We start from the raw sequence: 25,882 nt of genomic DNA, 5'->3' as shown, positions 1-25,882 counted from the left end.
CGAGTTGGGACGTAGGGCCTGCGTTCATCGCAGGCCGCACCAGTCTTGTAAGTCTCTGGTTTTTCGAACGTTGGGGCGGCCTCCGACAAGCGGAGGCCCTACGGGTGAGGTGTGCGCAGCTGTTGCTTCGATAGGGGAATTTGTGAAAATTCCGAGCATTTGCGTGGGAAGTGCGAGTTTATGGGGTTTCGAACGTTGGGGCGGCCTCCGGCGAGCGGAGGCCCTACGGAAGGCGTCCGCAACTGTTGCTTCGATAGCGGAATTTGTGAAAATTCCGAGCGTTTGCGCGGGAAGTGCGGGTTTTTGAGGTTTTGAACGTTGGGGCGGCCTCCGGCAAGCGGAGGCCCTACGGAAGGCGTCCGCAACTGTTGCTTCGTAGCGGAATTTGTGAAAATTCCGAGCGTTTGCGTGGGATGTGCGAGTTTATGGGGTTTCGAACGTTGGGGCGGCCTCCGGCAAGCGGAGGCCCTACGGGTTGAGAAGGTCGTAAGTTCAGGAGAGTCGTTTAGAGCAGACTCTTGGGATCGTTGGCCCAATCGCCGGGTTTGGGTGTGCGTTCTGTCATGACGCGCAGACTGGTGTGCAGGATCTGGCCCATGTTTTCGCACTGGAGAAACTCGTCGTATCCGTGGTGTTCAGCCAGAGCCGTACGCAGCTGCACGACCTTTTCCCGCGTGGAAACGGTGTCGTTTTCCATGGCGTGAATGAGGCGAACGAGCCGATGGCGGGAGAGGTGGATGCGCCGCACCATCAAAGCGTGTTCCTCGAGCTGATACTGGTAGATCGACTCGGTTGTCAGGTGTTTGAGGCAGTAGAGCGCAAGTGCCTGGTTTTCCTTAAAATACTGAGGAAAATAGAAATTTTTCCGTCCACTGTAGGACTGCTGATCAAAATCCATGCAGCGGATGCGGATCTGGAACCCCTCAATATCAGGAGTGATGTCCACGACAAAATTGTAGGAACGCATGTCGCCGAGCAAGCGGATGAAACAGCGCTCGTTGAATTTGATCAACTCTTTGGCCATGCGCACGGGATTGATCTCGGAACGCTGCAGCCAGTTGGCGATAAAAATATCGCCGGGAATGCCGACCACGTGCTCTTCGACCAGGGTCGTGCCATGGGTGAGGTAGTGCATGCGGTTGGGTGAGAGCAGGTGCTCCAGCTCGAGTCCATAGACGCGCGATGCATCAGCGCTTTTGACGTAAAAGTAGTCGGCATTGTCGTTTTGGGAGTTGACGATGCGGATGCGGAAGGGGTTGGAATTTCCGAATGTGCAGAAGTCGATGCGATCCACATAGAGGTGCTGCACGATGTCCATCTGCCCGTCCGTTTTGAGCAGGGCGTAGATGCGACGGAGTCCTTCATTGATCTCCTCCATCTCATGAATTTCATAACCGACGGTTTCCCACAGCGTGTCTTCGCCATCGAGGTTGTAGCAGGGTACCGAGTTGCGGAAGCGCAGCAGTTGCTTGTAGGTGATGGGAAGCTCGAGTTCGCGGTTGAATTCCGTCAAGTAGTCGCGCAGTTCACCCTTCACCGGAAAAATGGGCTTTTTTTTGGTCGCCAGGAGGTGTTGGGACTTGCGAAGTGTCCCTTCGGAACCGGAAGGCTGCGGCTGAATCGGTGTGAATTCGTTCATGGTGGAATGGCTCGGATGGAGCTAGAATAAAAAATCCTGGTGGTGAGTTAACCAATGCACCAGAAGTTCGGCGAGCACTTTTGCGGCAAGGTTGAGGTCGTCCAGCTGCTCCAGTGGTTGAGTCAGGATGCGCTGAAGCGCTTCCCGGTCTGCAGGGCGAAGGTTTGCCATCCAGCGTTGGCGCACGGGAAACCCCTCTTCTGAAGCGAGACGGTAGAGTGCCTTGAGCAGGGTGGCGTGGGCATTGGACTTCGTGTTCCATGCATCGAGTGCGGTTTGCAGCAGGGAAAAAATGCTTTCGGGGTTGCCCATGTGCCGGGCATTGAGATGCACGGCACGGCAGAAACGGGAAGCGCATTCAAAAGCTGCGTAGTGTTTGCCGATGTGGGAGCGCTCGTGCATCAGGTGGGTTTCTTTGAGGAATCCGACGGAACCTTCCTGCTTCTGCTCGATCACGACCTCAACACTTTGAAACAGGTCGAGATGCTGCACACCGGTTCGTTTGTTGCTTTTCCGTTTGAGCACCATCTCGCAGCCATCGGATTTGGAGAAGAGGTGAACCCGTAGAAACGGTTCAGAACCGGATTCGATACCGATTACAATGCACTGTTTCAGATGATGCATGCAGGGAATGTTGGAAAAGAAGTGCACAGAGGGTGGTGTGATCCGTGCCATGCCCATACAAGCCATGTGCAAGGGGTGGCATTCAGGCAAGTTTCCTTTTATAATGCATTATCCAGACGACGGAGTTGGAAGTCGAAGCATGAGGTTCGTCGCAAGCCGTAGTGAGATCAGCTCGATATGATGGAAAGCGTAGCGGGAGCTTCCAGCTCGCGTTCTGAAACAGATTGTAGCGGGAGCTTCCAGCTCGTGTAAAATCCAGCAACTACCATTGAATCAAATTCAAATCCGACTATGGATCTGACCCCATGATGTTTTCATTCATTCGCTGCACAGGCATGACTCACGCGATGTCAGCTCTCCACCATCTGAAGCTCAGTGCGGCATTGTGTCTGTTGGCGTGTCTGTCGGGATTGCTTTCGGCCCAATCGATTCTTGACCTGCCCGCCGTTATCGTGTCGGGCGAACACGGAAATGCTGCGCAGGTTCACAGCGACTTTGACGGCACCCTTTTTTCCGCGAACCAAATCGAAGAACAAACTCCTGCCTTACTGGACGATTTGCTGCGCTCCCGCGTGGATTTTGCAACCTGGCGAAACCTGGGCGGTGCGATTGCGCACCCCACCTCGCAGGGCATGCAATTGCGCCCGGTTGGCACCAACGCAACCTCCCGCGCCCTGTTGTTACTGGACGGGATTCCGGTGAACGACGACTTTGGCGGTTGGATTCATTGGGCGCGCTTTCAAATGAACGCATTGCAGGAAGTTCGCATGAACCATGCGGGGACGGCAAGCCACTGGGGGAATTTCAGTGCTGGCGGGGCTGTGCTGCTTCGTTCCAAGTCCGCATTCGATTCTGTTGCTTCGCTCGAGCTTGAGGCTGGAAACCCCGATGCGCATCGGATTTCCCTTTTTTTGCCATGGAGAGCAACTGATGCGTTCGCCGTTTCTGCAGGTCTTCAGCACTACGAGAATCAAGGATTCTACACGCTGCGTTCGCGGGATCGTGGGGCGGTGGATCAACGGGCGGGGGTAAGCGCCAATTCGTACCGGACACGGGTTGAGTGGCGTGCCGCTTCCGATTGGAAAGCAGCACTCAGTGTGGATTTTCATGAAGAAACACGGCGAAACGGAACGCCACTCAATCGCAATCATACCGAAAGCTGGCTAGTGGGAGCGGTGTTGCATCGTGCATTTGCACAAGACCAATGGCTGCAGGTGCGGGGGTATCTGCAGGATCTTGCATTTGACAACGTATTCAGCTCGGTTGCTGCGGACCGCAACAGCGAGATCCCTGCGTTGCACCAGTTTGATGTACCAGCCCGGTCGCTGGGCTGGAATGCGCTCTGGCAATTGCACTCCAGCCCCAGTCGCTCACTTCAAGTCGGAGCGGAGGGCCGCTGGATCGATGGCGAGGTCAATGAATACTTCCGCAACCTGGGTGATGCATTTACCCGCTTGCGGCGTGCTGGAGGTAGTCAGGAGACACTTTCCCTGTTTGCGGATTATGAAGAATCCCTGGGGGAACGACTGAGCTGGAACCTTCAGCTGCGAATGGACTGGCACGAGCTTGCAGATGGATTTCGAGACGAGTTTGTGCATCCGACAGGTGAAGCTCTGGTGCAGCAGGACTACCCGGATCGCACCTTTGAGCACTGGAACGGATCGGGCAGTCTGCACTATCGCATGTCGGAGCAGCAATGGTTGCACGTGCGACTGTTTCAGGGCTACCGCATTCCCACCCTGAATGAGTTGTATCGACCGTTTCGAGTGCGCAACGATATCACTGAATCCAATGCGCAACTGGAGCCGGAGCGGTTTCGGGGCTGGGAGGTGGGTTGGCATTGGGAGCCTCGCCCCAGCACACACTTGCAGCTGCAGTTTTACCGTTATTCCCTGCATTCCATGATCGCCAATGTCGTGCTGACGCGCGAGTCCGGAGCGCACCCGGAGTACGGCTTTATTCCCCCTGGAGGCAGTTTCAGTCGCCGTGAATCGATTGAACGTTCCCGGTCCCAGGGCCTGCAGCTTGAGTGGGAACAGGAGTTCGGATCGAGCTGGAAAAGTTCACTCTCCTATTTGTGGAGTGACACTCAAATCCTGCGTTCGGCCTTTGCTGAGTTGGTGGGCAGTGCCTTTGCGCAAAATCCATCGCACTCATTTGCGGCGAGTCTGACCTGGGAAGCTCGTGTGGATTGGAGTGCTACACTCACCTGGCGAGCATCGTCGTCGCGCTACGAATCCCTGGCAGAAGTGGGAAAACTGGACGCCATGCAGCAACTGGACATTGGGGTGCGTTACCGACTTAACGATGACTGGCGCCTGTCTCTTCAGATCCAGAACGTTCTGGATCGGGAGATTCAGACTGGTATTGCAAGTGACGGGCTGCTGTCGGTCGGGCTGCCCCGTACGGTTCGCCTGACCCTGCTCACGGAGTTCTGACTGGGTTGATCGGCAAAACTCTGAAATTGTGGGTGAGTGAATCGGTTTGAACCAAGCTTGAGTGCATGAAGGTGCGTGGCGATGAGAGGAGTTGCTTGCAACGTTTCCTGTGCAAAGCAAAAGATTGCTGAGTGCTGTGTGATGCTTCAAAGTGCGCGTGATGCATGCAGGATTCAGCCAAAAAACGGACCCCGAATATCTCGCTACGGTTCACAAACTGCGTTGGCTACTCTTTGCCCGGTGGATTGGCTCGATAGGGCAAATCCTGACCGCACTGCTCGCGCATCACTTTCTGCAGATTGAGTTCAATGCGTGGGGTATTGGTGGGTGTATCGGTTTTGCCGTGTTATCCAATCTATTCATCCATTGGAAGATGGAGTCCATCGCGATCCATACCCGATGGGTCGTGTTGTCGGTTTTGGTTTTGGATTCCCTCATTTTAACGGCCATGCTGAACTGGTCGGGTGGGGCACACAACCCCTTCACCTCGTTTTACTTATTGCACGTAACACTTGCGGCGGTGCTGCTGCCATTGCGCTATGCACTTGCACTGTCGGCCATGTCAGTGTGTGGGTTTGTATGGCTCTATTTGACGGCGGAAAGCTGTTGTGAAAGCAGTAGTGCATTGTTGAGTGCGGGCATTTCTCAGGATCTTCATTTTCAGGGAATGGTTGTTTCGCTTGGGCTCACAGCCCTGTTTATTTCGGTGTTTGTGGGCAAGATTCAATGGGAGTTGAACCGTAGCCATGCGATGCTCTATCGCGCTCAGTCTGATCTGGCGGTGCAACAGCGCTTTCGATCCTTGGCAACCCTGGCCGCCGGTGTCGCACATGAGCTTGCGACTCCACTGAGCACGATAGCACTGGTGAGCAAGGAGATGGAATCGGTGCATTCGGAGTTGTCCCAAAACGATCAGGATGAAGATTTGAGAATCATTCGTTCGGAGGTGGAGCGGTGTCGCGCGATCATTGATCGGCTGAACATCGAAAACCTGCAGCATGAGACTCAGGTGCATCCTGTGTTGCTGAAAGAATGGAGTGTGGAACTGGAACCTCAATTGGCGGATTGGACCCAGGGTCGCGGCAGATTGGAGCTGGAACCTGAACTTGCTCACTTCCAACTGCGGATTCCGGTGGGTCCGCTCCGCAGTGTGTTGCAGGCTCTGCTTGAAAATGCTTGTGATGCGGATCGTTCGGGGGCTGAAGTGCTGTTGAGGGTGCGGGAATGGAAGGGAATGCTGTGTTTTGAAGTGTGGGATCAGGGTCCGGGGGTTGAACCTGAGATCCTTGCAAATATGGGGGAGCCGTTTTTTACCACCAAAGGACCGCAGCATGGAATGGGACTGGGCTTGTTCCTTGCCCGCGTCTTTGCCGAACAATGGAGAGGTTCCCTGGAATTTTCAAATGATTCCACTACCGGGCAGGGTTTTGTGGTAAAGCTGAGTTTTCCCATGGGAGAGGGAATGGCCTCGTGAACACAACCCACATCACAGGGACTGGAAGCGTCTTGATTGTGGATGACGAAACGCTATTCCGCAATCGATTGGCCACAGCTCTTGAACGCCGCGGCTTTGTTGCGAGAGTTGCAGGTTCTGTCGCCGAAGCACGGGAGCTGCTTCGCATGCAGTCCATTCCGGAATTTGCGCTGGTAGACCTGCACATGCCGGGTGAGTCGGGCATGGTTTTGGTGTCAGAACTCTGCGCAATGGCGGCGAATGTGCGTGTCGTGGTACTCACGGCGTATGGAAGCATCGCCAATGCAGTCGAAGCCGTGCGGCTCGGAGCAGTGGATTATTTGACCAAACCGGTCGATGCGGATCAGATCACCAACGCCTTGTTGGGCTGTCGGAAAGATTGGAATCCTGCGGCCATTCCAGAGCACCCCATCACGCTTGAGCAGATGGAGTGGGAACACATTCAGCGTGTGATGCGAGAGCACGATGGTAATTTGAGTGCGACGGCGCGTTCACTTGGACTGCATCGACGTTCACTGCAGCGCAAGCTCGCAAAATGGTCACCGTGGACTTCACGAAAATCGGATACTCCGGAGTCCTGAATATTGCTTGGGTCATGGCTCGGATTTGGAGACGGGCTGCGACAATTTGCCACATGGGCAGCCTGCCATCATTCTGGTAGGGTGATGCCATGTTGAAATCCTTTCATGTCGTCAAAAGATTACTCCTGATTGTTCCTTGCGGTTTGTATGCGGATGTGACCTCATCTGAGCATTCGGAAATCATCGATCTTCGACCGGTGGTTGTCACTTCAGCCAGTGAGCAAATGCCACTGGTTGTGGAACTCGATATGAGGGCAGCCATCCAACCGATACCTGCGCAGGATGGAGCTGACATCCTCAAACATGTGCCGGGATTTGCGGTCATTCGCAAAGGCGGCATCGATGGGGATCCGGTGCTGCGGGGTGCGGCGGGTTCACGCCTTTCGATCAGCGTGGATGGAGAATCGATCCTGGGAGGATGCGGTCAGCGCATGGACCCACCCACGGCCTATGTGTTTCCCAGTTCGTTTGATCGTGTTGTCATCACCAAAGGACCACAGACCGTGCGCTTTGGACCTGGCAACACGGCGGGAGTCGTTCGCTTTGAAAGGGATTTGCCCAGCGCAGGAGAGGCTCCGGGATGGAGTGCAGATGCCTATGCAACTGCAGGTAGTTTTGGTCGCTTGGATCTGGGGGGAACCTTTCAGTGGAAGCAGGACTCTTTGACGGCGCGGGTTGTCGGTTCCCGCGCAAGCTCGGATGATTATGAAACCGGAACTGGAGAATCCGTTCACAGCTCCTATGAGCGATGGAATGCCGGGGCTGCTGTCGGCTGGTTGTTCCACGATGGAGGATTTCTGGAACTCACTGCGAACACGAGTGATGGAGAGGCCGCCTACGCGGATCGCATGATGGATGGCAGCAAATTTGCCCGTGACAATATGGGCTTGCGCTACGCGCTTTCGCGGGATGAGGGCATCCTTCGTGCTGCGGAAGCGAGGCTCTACTACAACTATGTGGATCATGTGATGGACAACTACTCCCTGCGCACCTTCACGCCGAGCATGATGATGCTGCGGCCCACGGTGTCGAATCCAGATCGCTTGACCTATGGTGGCAAGTTCGAGATGGATGCCGAATGGAATTCGGGACTGGGAATGACCCTTGGCTTTGATTATCAGGTCAACGAACACTCGGTTCGGAGTTCGAGCGACCAAGAGGTGATGCCCTATGAGCGCAAAGCGCGAATCGATGATGCGAACGTTGAGCAGTGGGGACTCTATGCGGAGTCGAGCTTGCTCCTGACAGAGCGACTGCGCTGGGTATGGGGTGTACGTGTGGATGGATTCTCTGCCGAGGATCAGCGGGACAAGATTTCAGTGATGATGCTTGGAGAGAGGGACAATCCAACGTCTGGCGCTAATCGATCAGAAACACTGCCATCCGGGTTTCTGCGCCTGGAGCACTCCTTATCAGAGGGGTGGGGGCAATGGTATGCCGGCGTCGGCTATGTCAGTCGATTTCCAGATTACTGGGAACTGTTCAGCAAAGAATCGCGAGACAGTCTCAGCGCGTTCGAAACCGACCCGGAACACATTCTTCAGGTGGATGTAGGGTGGATTGTGGAGCGTGATTTCTGGTCGTTGTCTGTATCCGGTTTTGCCGCTTCGTATGAGGATTACATTCTGATTGAAAGTGGTTTTGCAAAACCCGGAATGATGGGGAACAGCCGGATGGCTGTGATTTCCCGCAACATTGAAGCTTCGACTCACGGACTTGAAAGCAGCCTGCGGTTGCGCTGGGAAAATGGGTTGTTTTCTGCGGCAACACTGGCCTGGGTTCGTGGAGAAAATGAGAGTGACGGTCATGCGCTGGCGCAGATACCTCCGCTGGAGGGAACGCTGGAAGTCGGCTACCGGGGTGCACGCGTTTCAGGCGCGGTATTGGTGCGCCTGGTGGACGAGCAGAATCGCATTGCCGTGAATCAGGGCAACATCGTCGGGCAGGATATCGGGCCGTCAGATGGATTTGCTGTGGCATCGCTGCACGCAAGTTATCGGCTGGGTTCGGGGATTACCCTTGCGGCGGGCGTGGACAATCTTTTCGACAAGGATTATGCGGAGCACCTCAGTCGTGCTGGAGGAAATGTCGCTGGCTACGTGCAAACCACACGGGTGAGTGAACCGGGTCGAGTGGTTTGGGTGCGCGCAGAGCTGAATTTTTAAGGAACCTTCAATGGGCGTAAACGGATGTTACTGCAGTATCGACTGCAGTTCATCCGGCACGTCAAAGAAGTCAACTTTGCCGGTCTTCAGACAGTATTCCGCGCCGACAATCGCCAGACCCTGGGTTGCGATGAGATTTTCAATCAGGCTGGAACCGTGTCGCAATTGATTGGCAGCTGCTCGAATATTGGCACGAACAGCAGCAGCCATGAGTTGTTCGGGGTCGAGACCTGCTTCAAATTCCAGAATGGGTTCAACGGCTGGCCGAATGCGGTCGACGATGGATTTCAGGTTGGGTGAGCGTTCGGGTGAGGGGCGATGCAGCTCTTTGAGAGTGGCATTGACCGCACCACAGTGGCTGTGACCGAGAACAATCACCAGGCGTGTTTGAAACTCTGCAACCGCAAATTCGACACTGCCGACCTGGGATGGTGCGACGATGTTGCCTGCAACGCGAATCACAAACAGGTCTCCCAGTCCCTGATCAAAAACAATCTCGGCAGGTACTCTGGAATCGGAACAACCGAGGATGACGGCAAAAGGTTCCTGATTCTCAATCATCTGTTCGAATCGGGTGCGGTCTTTGGAAGGATGACGGTGGGAAGCTGCATGAAAGCGAAGATTTCCCTCCCGTAGTCGTTGAATGGCTTCTACTGCGGAGATCATGTTGGATGTGTTCTGATGTTTTCAATCATGACAGCAGAAGGGTCAACGGTTTGTTTGCCCTCGGTTTTGACGGATCGCGCATGCGGTTCCCAGTGGGTTTCAACAGAGTCAGTTCCCGGGACAGCCGGGTTCACCCCGAAAAACCGGATGGAAAAGAAGCGTCATCAGAAGCGGGAGCAAGCATTTGTTCGGAGCTTCGGTTGAGCAGATCGCGAATGAGCGGGGAGCCAAAGTTGCGCTTGATGTGAATCGCGTAGAAGTTTTCAAAAACACCGGGCAGTTGAGCGTGTTCCACCAGTGCCCCCTCGGCGATTTCGTCGCGAACTACAACCGGGGGAAGGACCGCGTAGGCCTGGGAGTCGCGCGCGAGCAGACGCAGCATCGCCATGTCATCGACTTCGGCAGCAATTTTGGGACGAATGTCATATTGATCGCAGATCAGATCAAAACCGGCACGAATTTCACTGTGGGTTCCTGGCAGCAGAATCGGGGTATTGTGCAAATCCTCAGGGAAGCGGAATGGAAGTGCTGAGTTGCGCGGTCGTCCTACGATGCTTGCAGGTTGCCGGGCAACCCGGTGGCAGCGCAACGGGCGTTCATCATCCCCCTGAACGGCCACGTTGGACAAGACGATGTCGAGAGTATGGGCACCAAGGCGCGTGAGCAAATCGTCAAGCGGACCCGAATGGGACATGAGGTGGACGTCTTCACGGTCGATGAGCGGACGGATAAATGCCTCCTGAAAATTTCGGGACAGGGTGGAGACTCCGCCGATACGGATGATTTGTCGGTCGGGCAGCTTCCCGTCAGCGAGCAGCGCCTGAAGTTCTTCACTTTTGCGGAAAATCTCATCGGCGTAGGTGAAAGTGATGCGACCGACCTCGGTCAGTTTGAGCTGGCGTCCTACACGCAGGAAGAGCGCGTGGTCGAGCTGTTGCTCAAGCTGCTTGATCTGCATGGACAGTGCGGATTGGGACAGGCGCAGCGATTTTGCCGCGTCAGTCAGCTTTCCGTGTTTTGCAACCATCCAGAAATAGTAGAGGTGATGAAAATTGAGCCGAATCATGATGATTTAAGTTCAATAAAAGAGAATGAATACAGCAATATAATATATTATACTTAATTAAAAATTTGCCTTATAATGGGGTGCTTTCGGGATTCAGTTCCCAACGATCACTTTTTATTCATGAATCTTCCAGATCTTCCATCATCGCTTTTGTGTATGCTCTTGTTGCCTGCGCTGTTGCATGTCGTGGCTGGCCTGCTCGTGCGGCAGGTACCGCAGTTAGCAGCGTGGAACCTCGGTGCCCTGAGTTCCAAGCTCGGACTGGGGGTTGCGGTAATCGCCCTGCTGACGTATGGGGTGGTACGTGTGCTTGATGCGAACCTAGCCTGGTTGAATACCTCCTGGACACTGTTGGGGTTGGGAACCTGGCTTCGTTTTGATGCCATCGGACTGTTGATGCTGGGTCTGGTCAACTTTCTGGGTGTGATCATCCTGAAATTCAGCCGCCAGTATCTTGCCGGAGATACAGGACAGCGCCGCTTCCAGCAATCCTTTCACGCAACGTTGGCGAGTGTTTCCTTGCTGGTGATCTCAAATCACCTGCTGGTCATCAGCTTCATGTGGCTTTCGACGAGTTTGTGGGTGCATCGACTGTTGAATTTTTATCCGAACCGCCCACAGGCAGTCTTGGCCGCGCACAAGAAATTCCTGCTCAGTCGCATCGCGGACGGATCTTTTCTGATCGCCGTGCTTCTGATCTATGGACAAACCGGCACCTTTCGTCTGGATGTGCTCGCGCAGTCCATGCATGAGTTGCAAGGAGCGTTACCGGTTGCACTGACATTGGCGAGTTTGGCGGTGGTGTTTGCGGTCATTATCAAATGTGCCCAGCTTCCCTTTCACGGTTGGTTGATCCAGGTGATGGAAGCTCCGACACCTGTCTCGGCACTCTTGCATGCGGGGGTGGTGAATCTGGGAGGATTTCTGCTGCTTCGACTTTCATTTCTGATTGCCGCTTCGGAGTGGGCGCAGCTCCTTTTGATTTTGACGGGTGCAGTCACTGCGATCCTTGCAGGTATGATCATGATGACCCAGTCATCGGTGAAACTCTCGCTGGCCTGGTCGACCTGTGCGCAGATGGGATTCATGCTGCTGGAATGTGGAGTGGGCGCCTATGCGCTGGCACTGTTGCACCTGATGGCGCATTCGCTCTACAAGGCGCATGCGTTCCTGTCGTCGGGACGAACGGTATCCCGTGTGCAGGTGGCTGCGCGGTGTCCACTGCAGCTAAGGCGTTCGGTAGTGGCGTCGATGCTTGCACCTCTTGTGGTGGCAAGTGTGGTTTGGGGAAGCATGCAAGTGTGGGGCATTGATCTTGGGAACGAACCTCACTTTATATTGGCTGCGTTGATCATGACCCTGGGCACATCCATCCTGCTCCGGGATGCCTGGGCCTCCCAAGGTTGGTCTGCGCTGACTCGGGCCATGTGGCAGATCCCGATGGTGGTGACGCTGTACTTCGCGTGGCATGCGGGATTTGTTGCGTTGAGCAGCACTGAGGTTCCCCATCATTCCCCGCTTTCAGGGAGCCTGTTGATGTTGGGCGTCGGATTTGCGCTGCAATATGGACTGCAGAGCTGGGTCGTACTGTCACCGCACTCTCAAAAGTGGAGTGTGTTGTATGCATGGTTCTCGGCTGGATTGTATCTGGATGAATGGTTCACCCGCATGACCTTTCGTTGGTGGCCTCCACAAACCCTTCCCACCACGGCGTGTCAGCAACAGCGCGTTCATGGAGAACTCGAACTCGTGGAGGCATGATGAACTCGCCTGCACTTCCCATTGAGCCAGTCAAACGCTCACCCGATCTGGTGGAGGCTGGTCTGTTGGCCGCCTTCCGCTGCATCACACCGGTGTGGCCGCTGGATCGGTATATCGCGGTGAATCCCTGGTGGAATCTCTCGCATGAACCCCTGTCGGAGTGTGCCGCAAAACTGGCATTCTGGAAAGGAACACAGGCCCTCATGCCGAGGGAATACTATGCGGAGCTTTGGGATGAGGGTCGCATCCAGGAATCACAGTTGAAGCGTGCAGCGCAGGAGCTACAGGTACAGGCGGATGTTTCTGCATTGTGCGATCACCTCAAACAGAAGCGCAGTTGGCAGAGTATTCGCCTCGTGACCGATGAACTCGACCGGATGCGTGACCTGACGCATTCGGTCTCCTGGCACGACGAAGTGGTGAATCGCATCAGTCGGTTTTGTGCGGGGTATTTTGACCAGCACCAGGCACAGTGGTCCAGTGGAGAGGGCATGGCGATGTATGCTGCCTGGCAAAATGCTGCCGCACAGGATCGGGGTGTGGAGATGCTGATGGGGGTAAAAGGGTTGCGTGCCGAGTTTTCAAAATTGCCCCATCAGGATTGGGAGTTGATCGAAGAGGCCCTGCAAACCTTGCCCTTTCTCGAAGAAGCATGGCCAAACTACGCCAGTGCTTTGCTTCTCAGTGTGAGTGGTTGGGCATCCTATTGTGCCTATTTGCAGTGGGAAGCGAATCCGGATGCCACAAACATGCCGAATGGAATGCGGCAGTTGTTGGCGATTCGACTGGCCTGGGATTTGGTGCTGTGGCGACATGCCAAATGTGGGAACGGGGATCTGGACCCGTGTATGCAGCTGGGCATGGCGAGCGGAACGAAGCAGATCGACTGGAATCGCCGTCAGTTCGAATGGGACTGGGTATGGCAGCGGGCACTGGAATACTCATACCAGGATGACTGGGTCCGAGCGATTGAGACTGAGGGCAGCGCAGCTGCACCGAACATGGTTCAAGTCGATGCGGTGTTTTGCATTGATGTGCGTTCTGAACCCATTCGCAGGTCTTTGGAGCAGATCTCTGCAGGCAAGGTGCAAACCCGAGGGTTTGCGGGTTTTTTTGGAATTCCCATTGCCTATCAATCTGCCGGAACAGAGCATGCGGTGCCACATGCTCCCGGCTTGCTTTCGCCCAAGTTTATCGTGGGTGAACGAGACGCTACGGGTTGTTGTGGTGTCACGCGTCGTGAGCAGGCCTGGGGTGCCCAGCGGTGGTCGCATTTTTCCCAGTCGGGGGTGGGGATTTTCGGATTTGTGGAAGCTCTCGGCATGCAGTATGGATGGAAACTCCTGAAAGATGGGTTGCTCGAAAAACGAAATTCCCGCTCCATCAGCGTGACTGAAATCGATCCTGTCCTGCGTGGACCCGAGGGAGCGGTTTCCCTTGAAACACGCGTTGAACTCGTGCATTCGGCCCTGCGCGGTATGGCCATGACCACGGAGTTTGCTCCCCTGGTGCTGCTGGTGGGGCATGGAAGCTCCTCTGAGAATAATCCCCATGCGGCGAGTCTCGATTGTGGAGCCTGTTGCGGTCAGCGGGGTGAAGTGAATGCGCGATTGCTTGCCGCAATGCTCAATGATGGACAGATTCGCAAGGCGCTTGGGGACCGTGGTATTCGGATTCCGGAAACCACTCAATTTCTTGCGGCGTTGCATGATACAACACTGGATCGAGTGGAACTCTTTACCCGGGATCTTGAGAAGCCGCTTGACCGTGTACTGCTCCGTGAGCTTGAGCAGTGGCTGGATGGGGCGGGAGCAAAGGTACGGCGTGAGAGGGCCGCTCGACTCGGCGTGCATGCGGAATCCGATGCTGACCTTGCGAAAAAGCTGGAATGCTACGCGTTGAACTGGTCACAGGTGCGACCGGAATGGGGATTGGCTGGCAATGCTGCGCTGGTGGTTGCCCCTCGTTCCCGTACCCGTGCACTGAACCTGCAGGGTCGGAGCTTTTTACACGAGTATCGCGCATGGGAAGACACGGATGCGTCGGTGTTGGAGCAAATCATGACTGCTCCCATGATCGTTGCTCACTGGATTAACCTGCAGTATTTTGCCTCGACGGTGGATCCCCTCCACTATGGCGCGGGCAACAAAGTCATCCACAACGTGGTTGGAGGAACCATTGGCGTGTTGGAGGGAAACAGCGGCGATTTGCGCATCGGGTTGCCCAAACAATCCGTGCATGACGGTTCCAGATGGGTGCACGAACCCCTGCGCCTGAATGTACTCATTGAAGCACCGGGAGATTGGATCGAGCGCATTGTAAAGAAGCATGAGAAAGTGCGGGAACTGGTTGACGGCCAGTGGCTCTATCTTTTCCGTATCGACGCTGATTCGGGAAAGGTGCTGCGCTATCGAGATGGCAGCTGGTCAACGCACCTCGAATCCGCTTCGTAACTGGCGAGAAGACCTGACAACAGATAGCAATCTCAAATTTGAAAACATCAACATGGAAAACCAAACAGATTCAGACCGTGCCCGTGTGGGGGTCGTGATGGGAAGTGCAAGCGATTGGGAAACCCTGAGCGCTGCGGTGCAGATCCTGAAAGAACTCGGCATTGCCCACGAGCATCAGATCGTCAGTGCGCACCGCACCCCGGAGCGTCTTTTTGAGTATGCCAAGAGTGCAGAAACCCGGGGGTTGCAAGTGATCATTGCAGGCGCAGGTGGTGCGGCACATTTGCCGGGCATGCTTGCCTCACTCACTCAGTTGCCCGTTCTTGGAGTGCCAGTGATGTCACGCAGCCTCAATGGCCTGGATTCACTGCTTTCGATCGTGCAAATGCCTGCAGGAGTACCGGTGCCGACCTTTGCGATCGGTGTTGCAGGGGCGAAAAATGCGGCGCTGAGTGCTGCAGCGATTCTCTCCCTCGGAGATGCCAAGGTGAGGGAAGCATTGCGAGCGTATCGCAAGACACAGACTCAAACCGTCTTAAATCAGGAGTTGCCCGCATGAGTGCAATGTTACCCGGAGCCGTAATCGGCGTGATCGGAGGTGGTCAATTGGGACGAATGCTGATCCTTGCGGGGCGCAATCTCGGATATCGCTTTGTGGTTCTGGATCCGGAACCGAATTGTCCTGCGGCAGGTGTTGCCGACGAACACCTCTGCGCTGCATACACGGATACTGAGGCATTGCAGCGACTGGTTGAACAGAGTGATGTGGTTACCTACGAATTTGAGGGACTTCCGGTGGAGTCGGTGCGGTGGGTCGAGTCCCGCAAGTTGGTGCGACCCTCTTCAGATGTGTTGTCAATCTGCCAAAATCGCTATCGGGAAAAGACCTTTTTGAGGGACCATGATCTGCCGCATGTTCCGTTTGAAGTGGTGCGCAGCGGTGAAGCCCTTCGGGATGCACTGGATCGATTGGGAACTCCTTCTGTGCTCAAGACCGCCTATTTTGGTTATGACGGAAAAGGGCAGATCAAAATTGAAGATGCAGGGAAGGACCCCCACCACATTTTTTCGGAACTGGGTGTGCCTCTGGCAATCGTTGAGCAATGGGTCTCCCATCGTGCGGAATGCTCGGTCATGGTATCCCGCACGCCCGATGGGCAAACCAGCGTTTTCCCCGTCGCGGAGAATGAGCATCGTCACCACATCCTCGACCGGACGATGGTTCCGGCAAGGTTACCGGATACAGTGCAAAAGCGTGCTGCTGAACTGGCGATGCGCATTGCTCAGATACTGCAACTGGAAGGAACCCTGGGGGTTGAATTTTTTGTGACTGACGCAGATGAACTCATCATCAATGAACTCGCACCCCGTCCTCACAACAGTGGTCATTTCACGATGGATGCGTGCATTACAAGTCAGTTTGAACAAACTGTTCGAGCGGTATGCAATCTGCCCTTGGGTGACACGACGCTCAAGCATCCGGTGGTGATGCTCAACCTGATGGGCAATCTCTGGTCAGAGGATGCTGCACCGGATTGGCAAACACTGCTGAATGCCTTCCCGTCGGTGAAGTTGCACCTTTACGGAAAACAGCACGCACGCAAGGGGCGCAAGATGGGACACTTGCATTGTTCCGGTGAGACCCTTCAGCAGGCGATTGCGCAGAGCCAGGAGGTAAAAGCACTGTTGATGAAGCGACCGGCTGCAAGCTGCTCAGTCTGAACCTGCGGCTTCGGAAACCCTGATCGGGTTTTCCCGCATGAGATTTTAGATACGCTGTGAAATCTGCTGTGGTCGAGTCTCTGTTGGGGAAAGAGAACGTGAAAATTTGCATTTGAGCATGGCCGTTACGGGCTTTTCGAAGCATTGATAGCAGACGATTGCGACGAGCACCGACAGACTCACCATTACGGTGCAGAGCACCAGAGGAATGATTCCCAATGGTGCAACACCTGGAGTGATCCATATGACAATTGCATGCTGCACATAGGTGTGAGAGAGGTAGAGGGAATACGAACTGTCCCCGAGAAGCAGAACAGGGAAAGGAATGCGAAACTTTGAGCAATGTTGTTCGAGGTTGGTCGTTCCTGCAACGATGAGCGCGGACGGGATTCCAAACGCCCAAATGCGATCCGTGTCGAGAAAATAAACAACCCATGCGTATTGACCCGCAACTGCTAACGCGATTGAACCCACGACAATGCACAAGACAGAAATCGCCGGAGAAATGACGATGTTTTGTTGAAAAGCGAGCGCAATGACACAGCCGAACAGAAATTCAAAAACAAGTGGGTTACTTGCGACAATCCAGAATGCGGGTATCGAGGGAAGCCACCAATGACTGGCGGTTCCGATAAGGAACACCATGAGAAGCAGGGGCAACATCCATCGCCGGCTGAAACATAGAATCCACGCAAAATTCAAGTAAAACCATGCTTCAAAGGCCAAGGTCCAACCCACTCCAACAATGGTCCCCGGAATATTCAGGGAATCTTCGGTAAGGATGAGAGCATAAGAGGCGATGACACGGTGGATTCGAAGCTCCATGTTCTCATAAAGATGAGGAAGGAATATCAGTATGCACAGGGTAAGGGTAGTGAAGAGGTAATACGTGGGAAGGATGCGAATGGCTCTCTTGAGCAGAAAACCCGAGAATGCACCTCGCTGTGCAAATAGGTTGCGACAGGAATAAACCATGACAAACCCGCTGATCACAAAGAAGAGATCGACTCCAGCCGCACCGGTATTGCTGAATTTGTGGCTCGGAATCTTTTCAGCGACCAGACTGTTTGCATGAAAAACAACCACCATGATCGCTGCGATAGCGCGAAGTAGCTGAATGGATTGCAGTATCATGGGTGGGTTTGGATGGTAGCTGATGAGAACTCTGCACTTCAGATGCCGTGGCGCAAGGCTTGGTAGTCGTCGTTGGGAAGCAACTTGTACAGGACGCGATTTCCATCAAATGCACTGGATTGCAAGACAAGATCCCGGATGACCTCCCCGGGATATGCTTTCATGGTGGTGATGGGAATGAAGCGCTTGTATCGCCCGTTACCCCGCAGCAGTCGGGCGGGGTCTTTTAGAAAAACGCCGAGTCCAAAACCGATTTCGACACATTTGCTGCGCGGGCGGAGGTAGCAGATGTTGTCCTTCACACTCGCCTTTGCATGTGGTTTGTCGAAGGCGATGGCACTCCAGCGCAGTTGCTCCTGAGGGTCGGGCAGCACACTGAGAAGGTGTTCCCGGATTTCGAGCATCACAGCAAAGACGACAGGGTGAACATCGCGAAAGTAGAGTTGAATCTCGGTGTCACTGAGCGTCATGAGGGTCTGAAAATGGAATGGGAGTAAGTCCCAAGGATCAATGCGATTTGCCGCGCTGCGACTTCCACTCCGTGCGCAGCAGGGCCATCAGCCATTCATCATGATAGGTGCCGTTTCGGAAAATCTCCTGACGTTGTACGCCTTCCGTTTGGAATCCCAGGCGCTGGTAGCAGTGGATGGCGCGCTGATTGAAGGCATATACCCTGAGTTTTACCTTGTTAAGATTCATCTCAAGGAAGCAGAAGTCGATGAGCAGTTGCATCGCTTCCGATCCGAATCCCTGATTTTGGTGCATGGCGCCCAGGAAGATGCCGAGAGTTGCGACCCTGGACTTCTGGGAGACCTGGTTGATACCACATCCACCGATGTATTCTCCGGTGTCGATGCGTTCGATGGCAAAGTGGTAAACCCCTTCACTGATGGCACTGAACGACTGATACCACTGTTCTTCGTCCTCCATGCGCAGGGGGAACAGGATTCCGGGTTCGAGCAGCGAGCGAACTTCGTGCTGATTCAGGAACTGCACTGCGGCGTTAAGATCGGTGCGATGATAGGCACGAAGACGAGTGCGTTTACCTTCGAGCAAAGGGGGAGATCCTGAGTCCATTGCACCATTTGAAGGAAAAGCCCATTCGAGTGCAAACCGCAAAATCGCCGGACAAATTCCGCTAAGCATGCTTCAAAATGAGGAAAAACCCGATGTCTGCCCAGAATCGAGATTGAAGTTGCTTTCGCTGGAATCCGCACTTCATAGTTGCTCGAAATTGGGGAACCTGCAGAATACAGTGGCTTGCTGCTGGAGAAGGCAAACTGCAGTGGCTCAACATTCAACCAGAACCGGATTGGAACACGCGTGGATAAACGGAATTGTATTGTAGTCGGCAACTCTTCGGACGACCCATTTGCGATTGATGTCGCACACTCGCTTGGGCAGCGGGAGGATATCGCGGATCTCATCAGTTTGAAAAACTTTGCGAACACCGAGTTCTGTCCGCGATTCATTTCCGATGAACTGGACTTCAATCATATCGGCAGCAAGCTGAAAGGAAAGACCGTGATTGTAGTCAGCACGAGCAGCCTGACGCGCAGCCGTCAGAGTCTGGCCATGCGCAATTTTTTCATCGCACGGGCGGCGAAGGAAAACGGTGCCGCAGAAGTGGTGCTCGTGGAGCCGGACCTTTATTACAGTGCACAGGATCGAGGACCGCGTGAAGAACACGGTACAACGGACTTCAAGCGTGATCTTTACGATTATAAAAAGTTTGACGGTCAACCCTTCACAGCTCGCCTCTATGCGCAGATGCTGAAACTGTCGGGCGTGGACAAAGTGCTGACGGTTCACAATCACTCCCACTCGGTGGAAACGGTATTTTCCGAGGTGTTTGAAGGAGGTTTTTATAACCTCATCCCCTACGATGTCTATGTGGACTACATCCTGAACTCCGATATCGTGAACTTTGGTCCGGAAGGCGAAGGGCTGGCATTTTGCGCACCGGACAAGGGGGCAAGGGAATTTGTGAGAGAGATTTTCCGGCGCATGGGATTGCCGAAGGCGAAGTTCATCCTGCTCGATAAGGAGCGTACGGGAGAACGCAGCGTAGAGATCAAACTGCACCCAGAGAGCGAATCGACGTTTGAAGAGCTTGGCGGGCATGATGTGGTGCTGTTTGACGACATGGTTCGAACGGGTTCGACGGTTGTGAGGGCCTGTCAGTTGCTCAAGGATATTAATCCGGGAAAGACGGTTTTTGCGCTGACTCATTTTTATGCCAGCGATGAAGGTCGCGCGAAAATGGCGAGTACTGCGATCGACGAAATTTTGACCACCAATACCATCCCGACGATTCTCAATCGAGATGTGCAGGGGCGCTTGCGCAAAAAAATGGTCGTCCTCAAGATTGAAAAATGGCTGGCGCTCAACCTCGGGCGAATTCTGGACATTGAATGCGACCAGCGGGACAACAGTTTTTACGCGATCGACATGTCTTCGAAAAACGTGCGATGGACGCACAAGATCTGGTTGAGTGAACAGCTTCGCACCCTGCGTTGAAGCTGGGTCGATCCGGGATCTGGAGAGTCGGAAAAGTTCGCTTTTCAGTACATAAAACGAGGCCCGACTTCCTCAAATCGGGCCTCTCATTCCTATCTTTTAACTGGATTAACCAGTTATTCCTCCAACCTCAATTACGGTCTTAAGAATTACTAGAGTCACAAATCCAAAATTCACAAGTCAAAGTGCGGTAACAAAGCTCAAAATGGCACACTTTTTGGGGTGTATTAATTTCGCTTATTTGATATCTTTTTTGGGTTTGATTTTCTAATGAAAATGCAGAATTTCGAATGCTCTGTGCGAGTTCGGGTTGCAATGCGGATGCGATGACGGGATGGTGAACTCAGATGAAGGAAGGCAGTGCATTGCAAGGCGTGTTGTCAGAACGGGAGGAGCGGGTTGAAGGATTCTTTCGTTCTCTGCAACAGGAGATCGTGAGTCGGTTTGAAGCATTTGAGAAAGGAACGGTGAAGTTCCAACAGGATGCGTGGAAGCGAGAGGCGGGTGGAGGTGGGCTGACGTGCGTGCTGCAGGGAGGTGATGTGTTCGAGAAGTTTGGAATTGGTTTTTCCAAGGTAACAGGGGAATGCCTTCCCCCCTCGGCCTCCGCACGACGGCAGCACATCGCCGGGCAAGCTTTTTTGGCGATGGGAGTTTCGCTGGTGGCTCATCCATGCTCACCTCATGTGCCGACCTCTCACATGAATGTGCGGTATTTTCGCACACGGGACGCCGTTACGGGAGAGCCGGTTTGGTGGTTTGGCGGCGGTTATGACCTCACACCCTACTACCCGCGTGTGGCAGATTGTGTGCATTGGCATCAGGTTGCCCGGGCGGTTTGCGACCAGCACTATGGTCGTGCGTTTTATGAACAACTTAAAAAGAGTTGTGATGATTATTTCCACATCAAACACCGCGGCATTGCCCGCGGCATTGGTGGCGTCTTTTTTGATGACCTGAACCAACCCGAATTTGAGCAGGTATTTGCCTTCGTCAGGGACTTGGGAGGTTCTTTCATCGATGCCTATGCTCCCATCGTCGAGGCTCGACAGCAGGAACCCTATGGGGAGCAGGAGCGGGCGTTCCAGCTCTATCGGCGTGGCCGCTACGTGGAGTTTAACCTCGTGTATGATCGTGGAACCCTTTTTGGATTGCAGTCCGGTGGCAGAGTGGAATCCATTTTGATGTCGCTCCCGCCACTGGTTCGCTTTGACTATGGCTGGAGCGACGCACCCGACTCACCGGAGGCAAGATTGGAATCGGAGTTTCTGGTTCCACGGGACTGGGCCAACCTTGCGGTAGATAACACTGGCGATGAATCGCAACTCACATGAACGGATATCAACGAATTCAGAATGCTTTGGAATTGAAGCCTGTCGACCGTACTCCGGTATGGTTCATGCGGCAGGCGGGTCGCTATCTGCCGGAGTATCGGGCGTTGAAGAGCAAATCTGATTTCCGTACCATGGTACAGACTCCGGATCTTGCGACTGAGGTTACTCTGCAACCCCTGCGCCGATTTCCTCAGATTGATGCTGCCATCCTGTTCAGCGACATCCTGGTGATTCCGGAAGCGATGGGCATGGACTACGATTTTCGGGAATCCGGGGGCATTTCCATGGATTGGAGTTTTCGCTCGGATCGTGACCTCTCCCGCCTTGACGATGGTGCCATTGAGGAGCGCCTCGCATACGTTTTCCAGGCACTTGCGCAGATTCGAATGGAATTGGGGGACGAAAAAGCACTGTTTGGGTTTGGAGGTTCTCCGTGGACGCTGGCTACCTACATGGTCGAGGGTGGATCCTCCAAAGAGTTTGCAAACATCAAGGCGATGGGGTTTGAGCGTCCGGATTTGCTGGAGCAACTACTGGAACTGATCACCTCGGCACTGATTCGCTACTTTCGCCGCATGCAGCAGAGTGGGGTGCAGGCGATCCAGATTTTTGATTCCTGGGGCAGTGCATGCCCGGGAATTTGCTATGAATCCTGGTCATTGAAATGGATTCGCCGTATCATTGACGAAGTGGGGCAGTCCGTTCCGTTCATCCTGTTTTCAAAAGGAATGGGTGCGCATCGGGAAGCGTGGATTCGCACCGGCGCCCGGGTTCTGAGTCTGGACAGTTCCCTGAAACTTGGCGATTTTGTGAATCAGGAAGGGCGCACCCATGCGATTCAGGGCAATCTGGATCCCTTGCTTTTGTCGATGACTCCTGAAGTGGTGCGGCGTGCGACGCGGGAGTTGCTCGATCCTGCGGGTCCGATTCCCGGACATATTTTCAATCTGGGACACGGAATATTACCGCATGCACGCATCGAATCTGTGGAATCAATGCTGGAGGCTGTGGATGCGGTCCGGGGTCCTGTATCAGGGTAGTTCAGAGTGTTTCCCTGAAAAAGCTTGGAAGAAGAGGAGAGCCAGCGCTTGAAATGCAAGGCTGGCTCAACAGTATATGTGGGAGGAATGACTATGCCGAAAAAAGGAGTTTTGCTGTTAAATCTGGGTTCGCCGGATTCGACCTCGGTTTCCGATGTTCGAAAGTATCTCAGGGAGTTTCTGATGGATCCACGCGTGCTGGATGCTCCGGACCTGATCCGGTGGATTGTGGTGAATCTGTTCATCCTCCCCACCCGTCCTAAGAACTCAGCACAGGCATATGAAAGCATTTGGACTGAGCAGGGATCACCGCTCATCGTCGTCAGTGAGCAGTATGCGGAGCAACTTCGCGAAAAACTGTCGATTCCGGTATACCTTGGTATGCGCTACGGAAATCCGAGCACGGAAAGCCAGGTGGACGCGATGATTCGGGATGGAATCGAAGAAGTCCTGATTTTTCCGCTCTACCCCCATTATGCGATGTCGAGTTACGAGTCGGCGCTGGTCTGTGCGACGGATTGCCTGAAGGCCAAGGCACCGCAAATCCAGTATCAGGTGGTGAATCCGTTCTATCAGGACCCCGAGTACATTGAATGCCTGATGGATCAGGCCCAGCCGTACCTCGCCAAGCAGCATGACTATGTCTTGTTCTCGTTTCATGGGATTCCTGAGCGCCACCTTGTGAAAGGGGACCCCTCCCACAGTCACTGTCTGTTCAAGGAAGGATGCTGTGAGCGCGATCATCCGGCGCATGCGACTTGCTACCGCCACCAGTGCCTGGCGACCGTGCGTGCTTTTGTCGAGCGGGCAGGGATTCCAGAAGGGAAGTATGGAGTGTCATTCCAATCCCGACTGGGCAAGGACCCCTGGCTGCAACCCTACACCGACCACACGCTAGAATCCCTCCCGGAAAAGGGAATCCAGAAGCTTCTGGTGATGTGTCCGGCGTTTGTGACGGACTGCCTGGAAACCCTCGAAGAGATTTCCGAAGAGGGCAAGGAATTGTTTCTGGAAGCGGGTGGCACTGCGTTTGAACAGATTCCCTGTCTCAACCTGAATCCGCGATGGATCGACTACAGTGCATCACTGGTGCAGCGATTTGTGGATGCCGAACCTCTTCGACAACCCCTCATCGCTGAAGTTCGTTGACGTTTTCCCCTGTAGTATCCTTGCTTCTGGATGGAATGGAAAGAACCTGACTGAAACGATGGGCTACCACCTGATTGCCTTGCTGTGTTTTGCGGCCACCTTTGTCCTGCATTGGGTTTACATTCGTCGCAAACAATACCTGAGTCGCCGCATTTCGCTGCCACTGTTGGGACTTGGATTTCTGTCGATCACCCTCTTTCTGGTGATGCGCGGACGAAGCATTCATGCCTGTCCTATTGGCAATCCATACGAGATCGTCAGCATGATGGTCTGGTCGAGTCTCTTTTTTTTCATCCTGATCAGTTTGTTTTTCAGGGTGAACTATTTCGGCTTTTTTACCGCAGGATTGGCAACCGTGACGCTTGCAACGATTCAGTTGTTTCCCGATCTGAATTATGACTACCAGGTAAACCACACCGATCAGAGTCACGTGGTGGGATTCCATGCCTCCCTGGCAGTGTTCAGCTATGGGATATTTGCGGTACAGGCACTCTTTGCCCTGATGTATCTCTTACAGTTTCAGGGCTTGGCTCGACGACGCATGGGCTTGTTTTTCTCCGTGTTGCCACCCTTGTTGAAGCTGGAAAAACTACAAGTTGGTACCCTTGCGACCGGAGTGTTTGTACTGAGTGTGTCCCTGTTCATGGGGTCGTTCAGCATTTTTCACGGATATGGTGCGATCCCGGTCTACAAACTGGGTGCAACCGTATTGGTCTGGATCGTATATGTGGTGATTCTCGGACTTTATTTGTGCAAACGTCTGGTTTCCGCCAATTTTTCGCGTGCATCGATCATCGCCTTTGCCGTGGCATTGTTGGCACTGGTTCCTGTAGATCGGGCACGCCATGACGCGGATTTGCCCGTGGAGGCACCATCCAACCACAGCAACCCGAAATGACCGTATCTGTGAGCAGCATCGGCACGAGGGGGAAACGCACGCCTGCCTTGTTCGCCTTCTCATTCAGCCACCACCAGGCGGACTTGCACCTTCGTGAACAGTTGAAGCTGGATACTGACGAACGACGGGAGTTGCTCGATGCTTTGCAGCGGATTCCGGGCTTGTGTTCACATGTTGTGCTCGATACCTGCAACCGTTGGGAAGTCTATGGGGTTGCTCTGCGAGAGGGAGTAGTGGATCAGGTGTGGAAGTGCATTTGCGATGCTTTTCCGGTTTCAGATGCAGAGTTGCACCATTTGGTGAATGAGTATCGGGAGAGTCGCATGATTCAGCACTTGTTTGAAGTGAGTGCGGGTGTGGATTCCCAGATGGTGGGAGAGACAGAGATTCTTGGGCAAGTCAAAGCTGCGTATGGAGATGCAGATGAGGCGAACCATGTGGATTTGGTCATGCACCGAATCTTCAACAAGGCCTTTCAGGCAGCCAAGTGGGCACGAACCCATACTCAGATTGGCCGGGGGCAGGTCAGTATCGGAAACATCACGGTTGACCTCGCAACCCGTATTTTTGGCGAACTGTCCTCCTGTAAAGTCCTGGTGATCGGATCTGGCGAAGTGGGGCGACTGACGGCCCAGGCACTGAGGAGTCGGGCGGCCCGTTCCCTGACGTTTACGAGTCGGACGTTGGCGCATGCCCAACTGCTTGCAACTGAGATGAAGGGGGCGGTTTTTGCGATGGAAGGATTGGTGGAACGCCTGCCCGAGTTTGACATCGTGGTGAGCAGCACAGCCTCTCCTCAGGTGTTGTTGAGTCGTGAAACCATGAAACAAGTGATGCGGAGACGTTCGTTTCGTCCCCTGTTCATGATTGACCTTGCGATGCCGCGTGACATCGAACCATCGGTTGGCAAGATTTCGCAGGTGTTCCTCTACAATCTCGACGATGTTTCAAGCATCGCAAACGAAAACCTGGAATCGCGCAGTCAGGAGATTGATGCATGCAAGCGGGCACTCTCCGCGCGAGCCTGGTCCACCTGGCTGGAGGTGGTGAGACGGCAGCAGATGCGCAAGTTGCGGGAGCGCAGTGGCTGAGCATTCGGGAACTTGTTTCGAGGTTGGCAGGCGTGGATTGATCCAGTGTGAACAGCCAAGGCCAAGAGAATGCGGCAGTTTTTCTACTGAGGGAAGATCAGCTCAAAAATGAGCGTTGATTGCGTGA

The 25,882-nt window shown here is 54.1% G+C and carries 21 protein-coding genes; 14 read left to right on the top strand and 7 right to left on the bottom strand.

The annotated features are described in order from the left end of the window. Positions 1-505 precede the first annotated feature (505 nt). Entirely contained in the window at positions 506-1,639 is a 1,134-nt protein-coding gene (locus ABQ298_07475; GenBank protein MEQ9824208.1) for a hypothetical protein, read from the bottom strand. Positions 1,640-1,660: 21 nt separating this feature from the next. Continuing rightward, on the bottom strand, positions 1,661-2,263 hold the full coding sequence (locus ABQ298_07470) for a hypothetical protein (GenBank protein ID MEQ9824207.1): 603 nt from the start codon (positions 2,261-2,263) through the stop codon (positions 1,661-1,663). 305 nt (positions 2,264-2,568) lie between these two features. On the opposite strand from ABQ298_07470, the gene ABQ298_07465 reads away from it, so the two are divergent. The 4 genes from ABQ298_07465 (at position 2,569) to ABQ298_07450 (ending at position 8,921) form a co-directional block, all read left to right on the top strand. Then, complete coding sequence (locus ABQ298_07465; GenBank protein ID MEQ9824206.1) at positions 2,569-4,701, top strand: TonB-dependent receptor; 2,133 nt, start codon at positions 2,569-2,571, stop codon at positions 4,699-4,701. Between the two features lie 160 nt (positions 4,702-4,861). Then, on the top strand, positions 4,862-6,175 hold the full coding sequence (locus tag ABQ298_07460; protein ID MEQ9824205.1) for an ATP-binding protein: 1,314 nt from the start codon (positions 4,862-4,864) through the stop codon (positions 6,173-6,175). Then, on the top strand, positions 6,172-6,756 hold the full coding sequence (locus ABQ298_07455; GenBank protein ID MEQ9824204.1) for a response regulator: 585 nt from the start codon (positions 6,172-6,174) through the stop codon (positions 6,754-6,756). The genes ABQ298_07460 and ABQ298_07455 overlap by 4 nt, the downstream gene beginning before the upstream one ends. 89 nt (positions 6,757-6,845) lie before the next feature. After that, the gene (locus ABQ298_07450; GenBank protein MEQ9824203.1) at positions 6,846-8,921 is read left to right on the top strand and encodes a TonB-dependent copper receptor; all 2,076 of its coding nucleotides are present in this window, start codon (positions 6,846-6,848) and stop codon (positions 8,919-8,921) included. A gap of 27 nt (positions 8,922-8,948) precedes the next feature. Here the strand turns inward: ABQ298_07450 and ABQ298_07445 are convergent, their stop codons facing one another. Beyond that, the gene (locus ABQ298_07445; GenBank protein MEQ9824202.1) at positions 8,949-9,587 is read right to left on the bottom strand and encodes a carbonic anhydrase; all 639 of its coding nucleotides are present in this window, start codon (positions 9,585-9,587) and stop codon (positions 8,949-8,951) included. Between the two features lie 130 nt (positions 9,588-9,717). Then, entirely contained in the window at positions 9,718-10,653 is a 936-nt protein-coding gene (locus tag ABQ298_07440) for a LysR family transcriptional regulator (protein ID MEQ9824201.1), read from the bottom strand. A gap of 120 nt (positions 10,654-10,773) precedes the next feature. Between ABQ298_07440 and ABQ298_07435 the strand changes: the two genes are divergently transcribed. Genes ABQ298_07435 through ABQ298_07420 form a run of 4 tightly spaced genes read left to right on the top strand, consistent with a single transcriptional unit; the run spans position 10,774 to position 16,589 of the window. After that, positions 10,774-12,414 (top strand): NADH-quinone oxidoreductase subunit L, encoded by a 1,641-nt coding sequence (locus ABQ298_07435; GenBank protein MEQ9824200.1) that lies wholly within the window; start codon positions 10,774-10,776, stop codon positions 12,412-12,414. Beyond that, positions 12,411-14,867 carry a DUF2309 domain-containing protein gene (locus ABQ298_07430; protein MEQ9824199.1) on the top strand — a complete coding sequence of 819 codons (2,457 nt, stop codon included), beginning with the start codon at positions 12,411-12,413 and terminating at the stop codon, positions 14,865-14,867. Before ABQ298_07435 ends, ABQ298_07430 begins: the two co-directional genes overlap by 4 nt. Positions 14,868-14,919: 52 nt before the next feature. Continuing rightward, the gene (gene purE, locus ABQ298_07425; GenBank protein ID MEQ9824198.1) at positions 14,920-15,426 is read left to right on the top strand and encodes a 5-(carboxyamino)imidazole ribonucleotide mutase; all 507 of its coding nucleotides are present in this window, start codon (positions 14,920-14,922) and stop codon (positions 15,424-15,426) included. Further along, complete coding sequence (locus ABQ298_07420) at positions 15,423-16,589, top strand: 5-(carboxyamino)imidazole ribonucleotide synthase (protein MEQ9824197.1); 1,167 nt, start codon at positions 15,423-15,425, stop codon at positions 16,587-16,589. The genes purE and ABQ298_07420 overlap by 4 nt, the downstream gene beginning before the upstream one ends. 45 nt (positions 16,590-16,634) lie before the next feature. On the opposite strand, the gene ABQ298_07415 is transcribed toward ABQ298_07420, so the two are convergent. Genes ABQ298_07415 through ABQ298_07405 form a run of 3 tightly spaced genes read right to left on the bottom strand, consistent with a single transcriptional unit; the run spans position 16,635 to position 18,800 of the window. Further along, the gene (locus ABQ298_07415) at positions 16,635-17,723 is read right to left on the bottom strand and encodes an acyltransferase (GenBank protein MEQ9824196.1); all 1,089 of its coding nucleotides are present in this window, start codon (positions 17,721-17,723) and stop codon (positions 16,635-16,637) included. Positions 17,724-17,761: 38 nt separating this feature from the next. After that, positions 17,762-18,193, bottom strand: coding sequence for a DUF1801 domain-containing protein (locus ABQ298_07410; protein ID MEQ9824195.1), 432 nt, complete (start codon positions 18,191-18,193; stop codon positions 17,762-17,764). Positions 18,194-18,230: 37 nt separating this feature from the next. After that, complete coding sequence (locus ABQ298_07405; GenBank protein ID MEQ9824194.1) at positions 18,231-18,800, bottom strand: GNAT family protein; 570 nt, start codon at positions 18,798-18,800, stop codon at positions 18,231-18,233. 246 nt (positions 18,801-19,046) lie between these two features. On the opposite strand from ABQ298_07405, the gene ABQ298_07400 reads away from it, so the two are divergent. From ABQ298_07400 to hemA, 6 genes are all read left to right on the top strand, one after another. Then, a complete protein-coding gene (locus ABQ298_07400; protein MEQ9824193.1) occupies positions 19,047-20,243 on the top strand; it encodes a phosphoribosyltransferase family protein in 1,197 nt (398 codons plus the stop codon). A 377-nt stretch (positions 20,244-20,620) separates the two neighbouring features. Next, positions 20,621-21,577 carry an oxygen-dependent coproporphyrinogen oxidase gene (gene hemF / locus ABQ298_07395; GenBank protein ID MEQ9824192.1) on the top strand — a complete coding sequence of 319 codons (957 nt, stop codon included), beginning with the start codon at positions 20,621-20,623 and terminating at the stop codon, positions 21,575-21,577. After that, a complete protein-coding gene (gene hemE / locus ABQ298_07390) occupies positions 21,574-22,617 on the top strand; it encodes a uroporphyrinogen decarboxylase (GenBank protein MEQ9824191.1) in 1,044 nt (347 codons plus the stop codon). Before hemF ends, hemE begins: the two co-directional genes overlap by 4 nt. Positions 22,618-22,710: 93 nt before the next feature. Next, entirely contained in the window at positions 22,711-23,766 is a 1,056-nt protein-coding gene (gene hemH / locus ABQ298_07385; protein MEQ9824190.1) for a ferrochelatase, read from the top strand. Beyond that, positions 23,723-24,664: a cytochrome c biogenesis protein CcsA gene (gene ccsA / locus ABQ298_07380; GenBank protein ID MEQ9824189.1), complete on the top strand. Its 942-nt coding sequence runs from the start codon at positions 23,723-23,725 to the stop codon at positions 24,662-24,664. Before hemH ends, ccsA begins: the two co-directional genes overlap by 44 nt. Next, entirely contained in the window at positions 24,661-25,755 is a 1,095-nt protein-coding gene (gene hemA, locus ABQ298_07375; GenBank protein ID MEQ9824188.1) for a glutamyl-tRNA reductase, read from the top strand. The genes ccsA and hemA overlap by 4 nt, the downstream gene beginning before the upstream one ends. Positions 25,756-25,882 lie beyond the last annotated feature (127 nt).

It is taken from the genome of Puniceicoccaceae bacterium, from assembly GCA_040224245.1.
Classification (GTDB): Bacteria; Verrucomicrobiota; Verrucomicrobiia; order Opitutales; family JAFGAQ01; genus JAKSBQ01.
The sequence above is the reverse complement of the archived record's forward strand: the minus strand, read 5'-3'. Positions and strand labels throughout refer to the sequence as shown.

Excerpts from the sequence above, each read along its gene's own strand:
- hemE (MEQ9824191.1), top strand. The coding sequence starts at position 21,574 with ATGAACGGATATCAACGAATTCAGAATGCTTTGGAATTGAAGCCTGTC.
- ABQ298_07405 (MEQ9824194.1), bottom strand. The coding sequence starts at position 18,800 with ATGGACTCAGGATCTCCCCCTTTGCTCGAAGGTAAACGCACTCGTCTT.
- ABQ298_07445 (MEQ9824202.1), bottom strand. The coding sequence starts at position 9,587 with ATGATCTCCGCAGTAGAAGCCATTCAACGACTACGGGAGGGAAATCTT.
- hemA (MEQ9824188.1), top strand. The coding sequence starts at position 24,661 with ATGACCGTATCTGTGAGCAGCATCGGCACGAGGGGGAAACGCACGCCT.
- ABQ298_07435 (MEQ9824200.1), top strand. The coding sequence starts at position 10,774 with ATGAATCTTCCAGATCTTCCATCATCGCTTTTGTGTATGCTCTTGTTG.
- hemH (MEQ9824190.1), top strand. The coding sequence starts at position 22,711 with ATGCCGAAAAAAGGAGTTTTGCTGTTAAATCTGGGTTCGCCGGATTCG.
- purE (MEQ9824198.1), top strand. The coding sequence starts at position 14,920 with ATGGAAAACCAAACAGATTCAGACCGTGCCCGTGTGGGGGTCGTGATG.
- ccsA (MEQ9824189.1), top strand. The coding sequence starts at position 23,723 with ATGCCGAACCTCTTCGACAACCCCTCATCGCTGAAGTTCGTTGACGTT.
- ABQ298_07470 (MEQ9824207.1), bottom strand. The coding sequence starts at position 2,263 with ATGCATCATCTGAAACAGTGCATTGTAATCGGTATCGAATCCGGTTCT.
- ABQ298_07410 (MEQ9824195.1), bottom strand. The coding sequence starts at position 18,193 with ATGACGCTCAGTGACACCGAGATTCAACTCTACTTTCGCGATGTTCAC.
- ABQ298_07440 (MEQ9824201.1), bottom strand. The coding sequence starts at position 10,653 with ATGATTCGGCTCAATTTTCATCACCTCTACTATTTCTGGATGGTTGCA.
- ABQ298_07420 (MEQ9824197.1), top strand. The coding sequence starts at position 15,423 with ATGAGTGCAATGTTACCCGGAGCCGTAATCGGCGTGATCGGAGGTGGT.
- ABQ298_07465 (MEQ9824206.1), top strand. The coding sequence starts at position 2,569 with ATGATGTTTTCATTCATTCGCTGCACAGGCATGACTCACGCGATGTCA.
- ABQ298_07430 (MEQ9824199.1), top strand. The coding sequence starts at position 12,411 with ATGATGAACTCGCCTGCACTTCCCATTGAGCCAGTCAAACGCTCACCC.
- ABQ298_07460 (MEQ9824205.1), top strand. The coding sequence starts at position 4,862 with ATGCATGCAGGATTCAGCCAAAAAACGGACCCCGAATATCTCGCTACG.
- ABQ298_07450 (MEQ9824203.1), top strand. The coding sequence starts at position 6,846 with ATGTTGAAATCCTTTCATGTCGTCAAAAGATTACTCCTGATTGTTCCT.
- ABQ298_07475 (MEQ9824208.1), bottom strand. The coding sequence starts at position 1,639 with ATGAACGAATTCACACCGATTCAGCCGCAGCCTTCCGGTTCCGAAGGG.
- ABQ298_07415 (MEQ9824196.1), bottom strand. The coding sequence starts at position 17,723 with ATGATACTGCAATCCATTCAGCTACTTCGCGCTATCGCAGCGATCATG.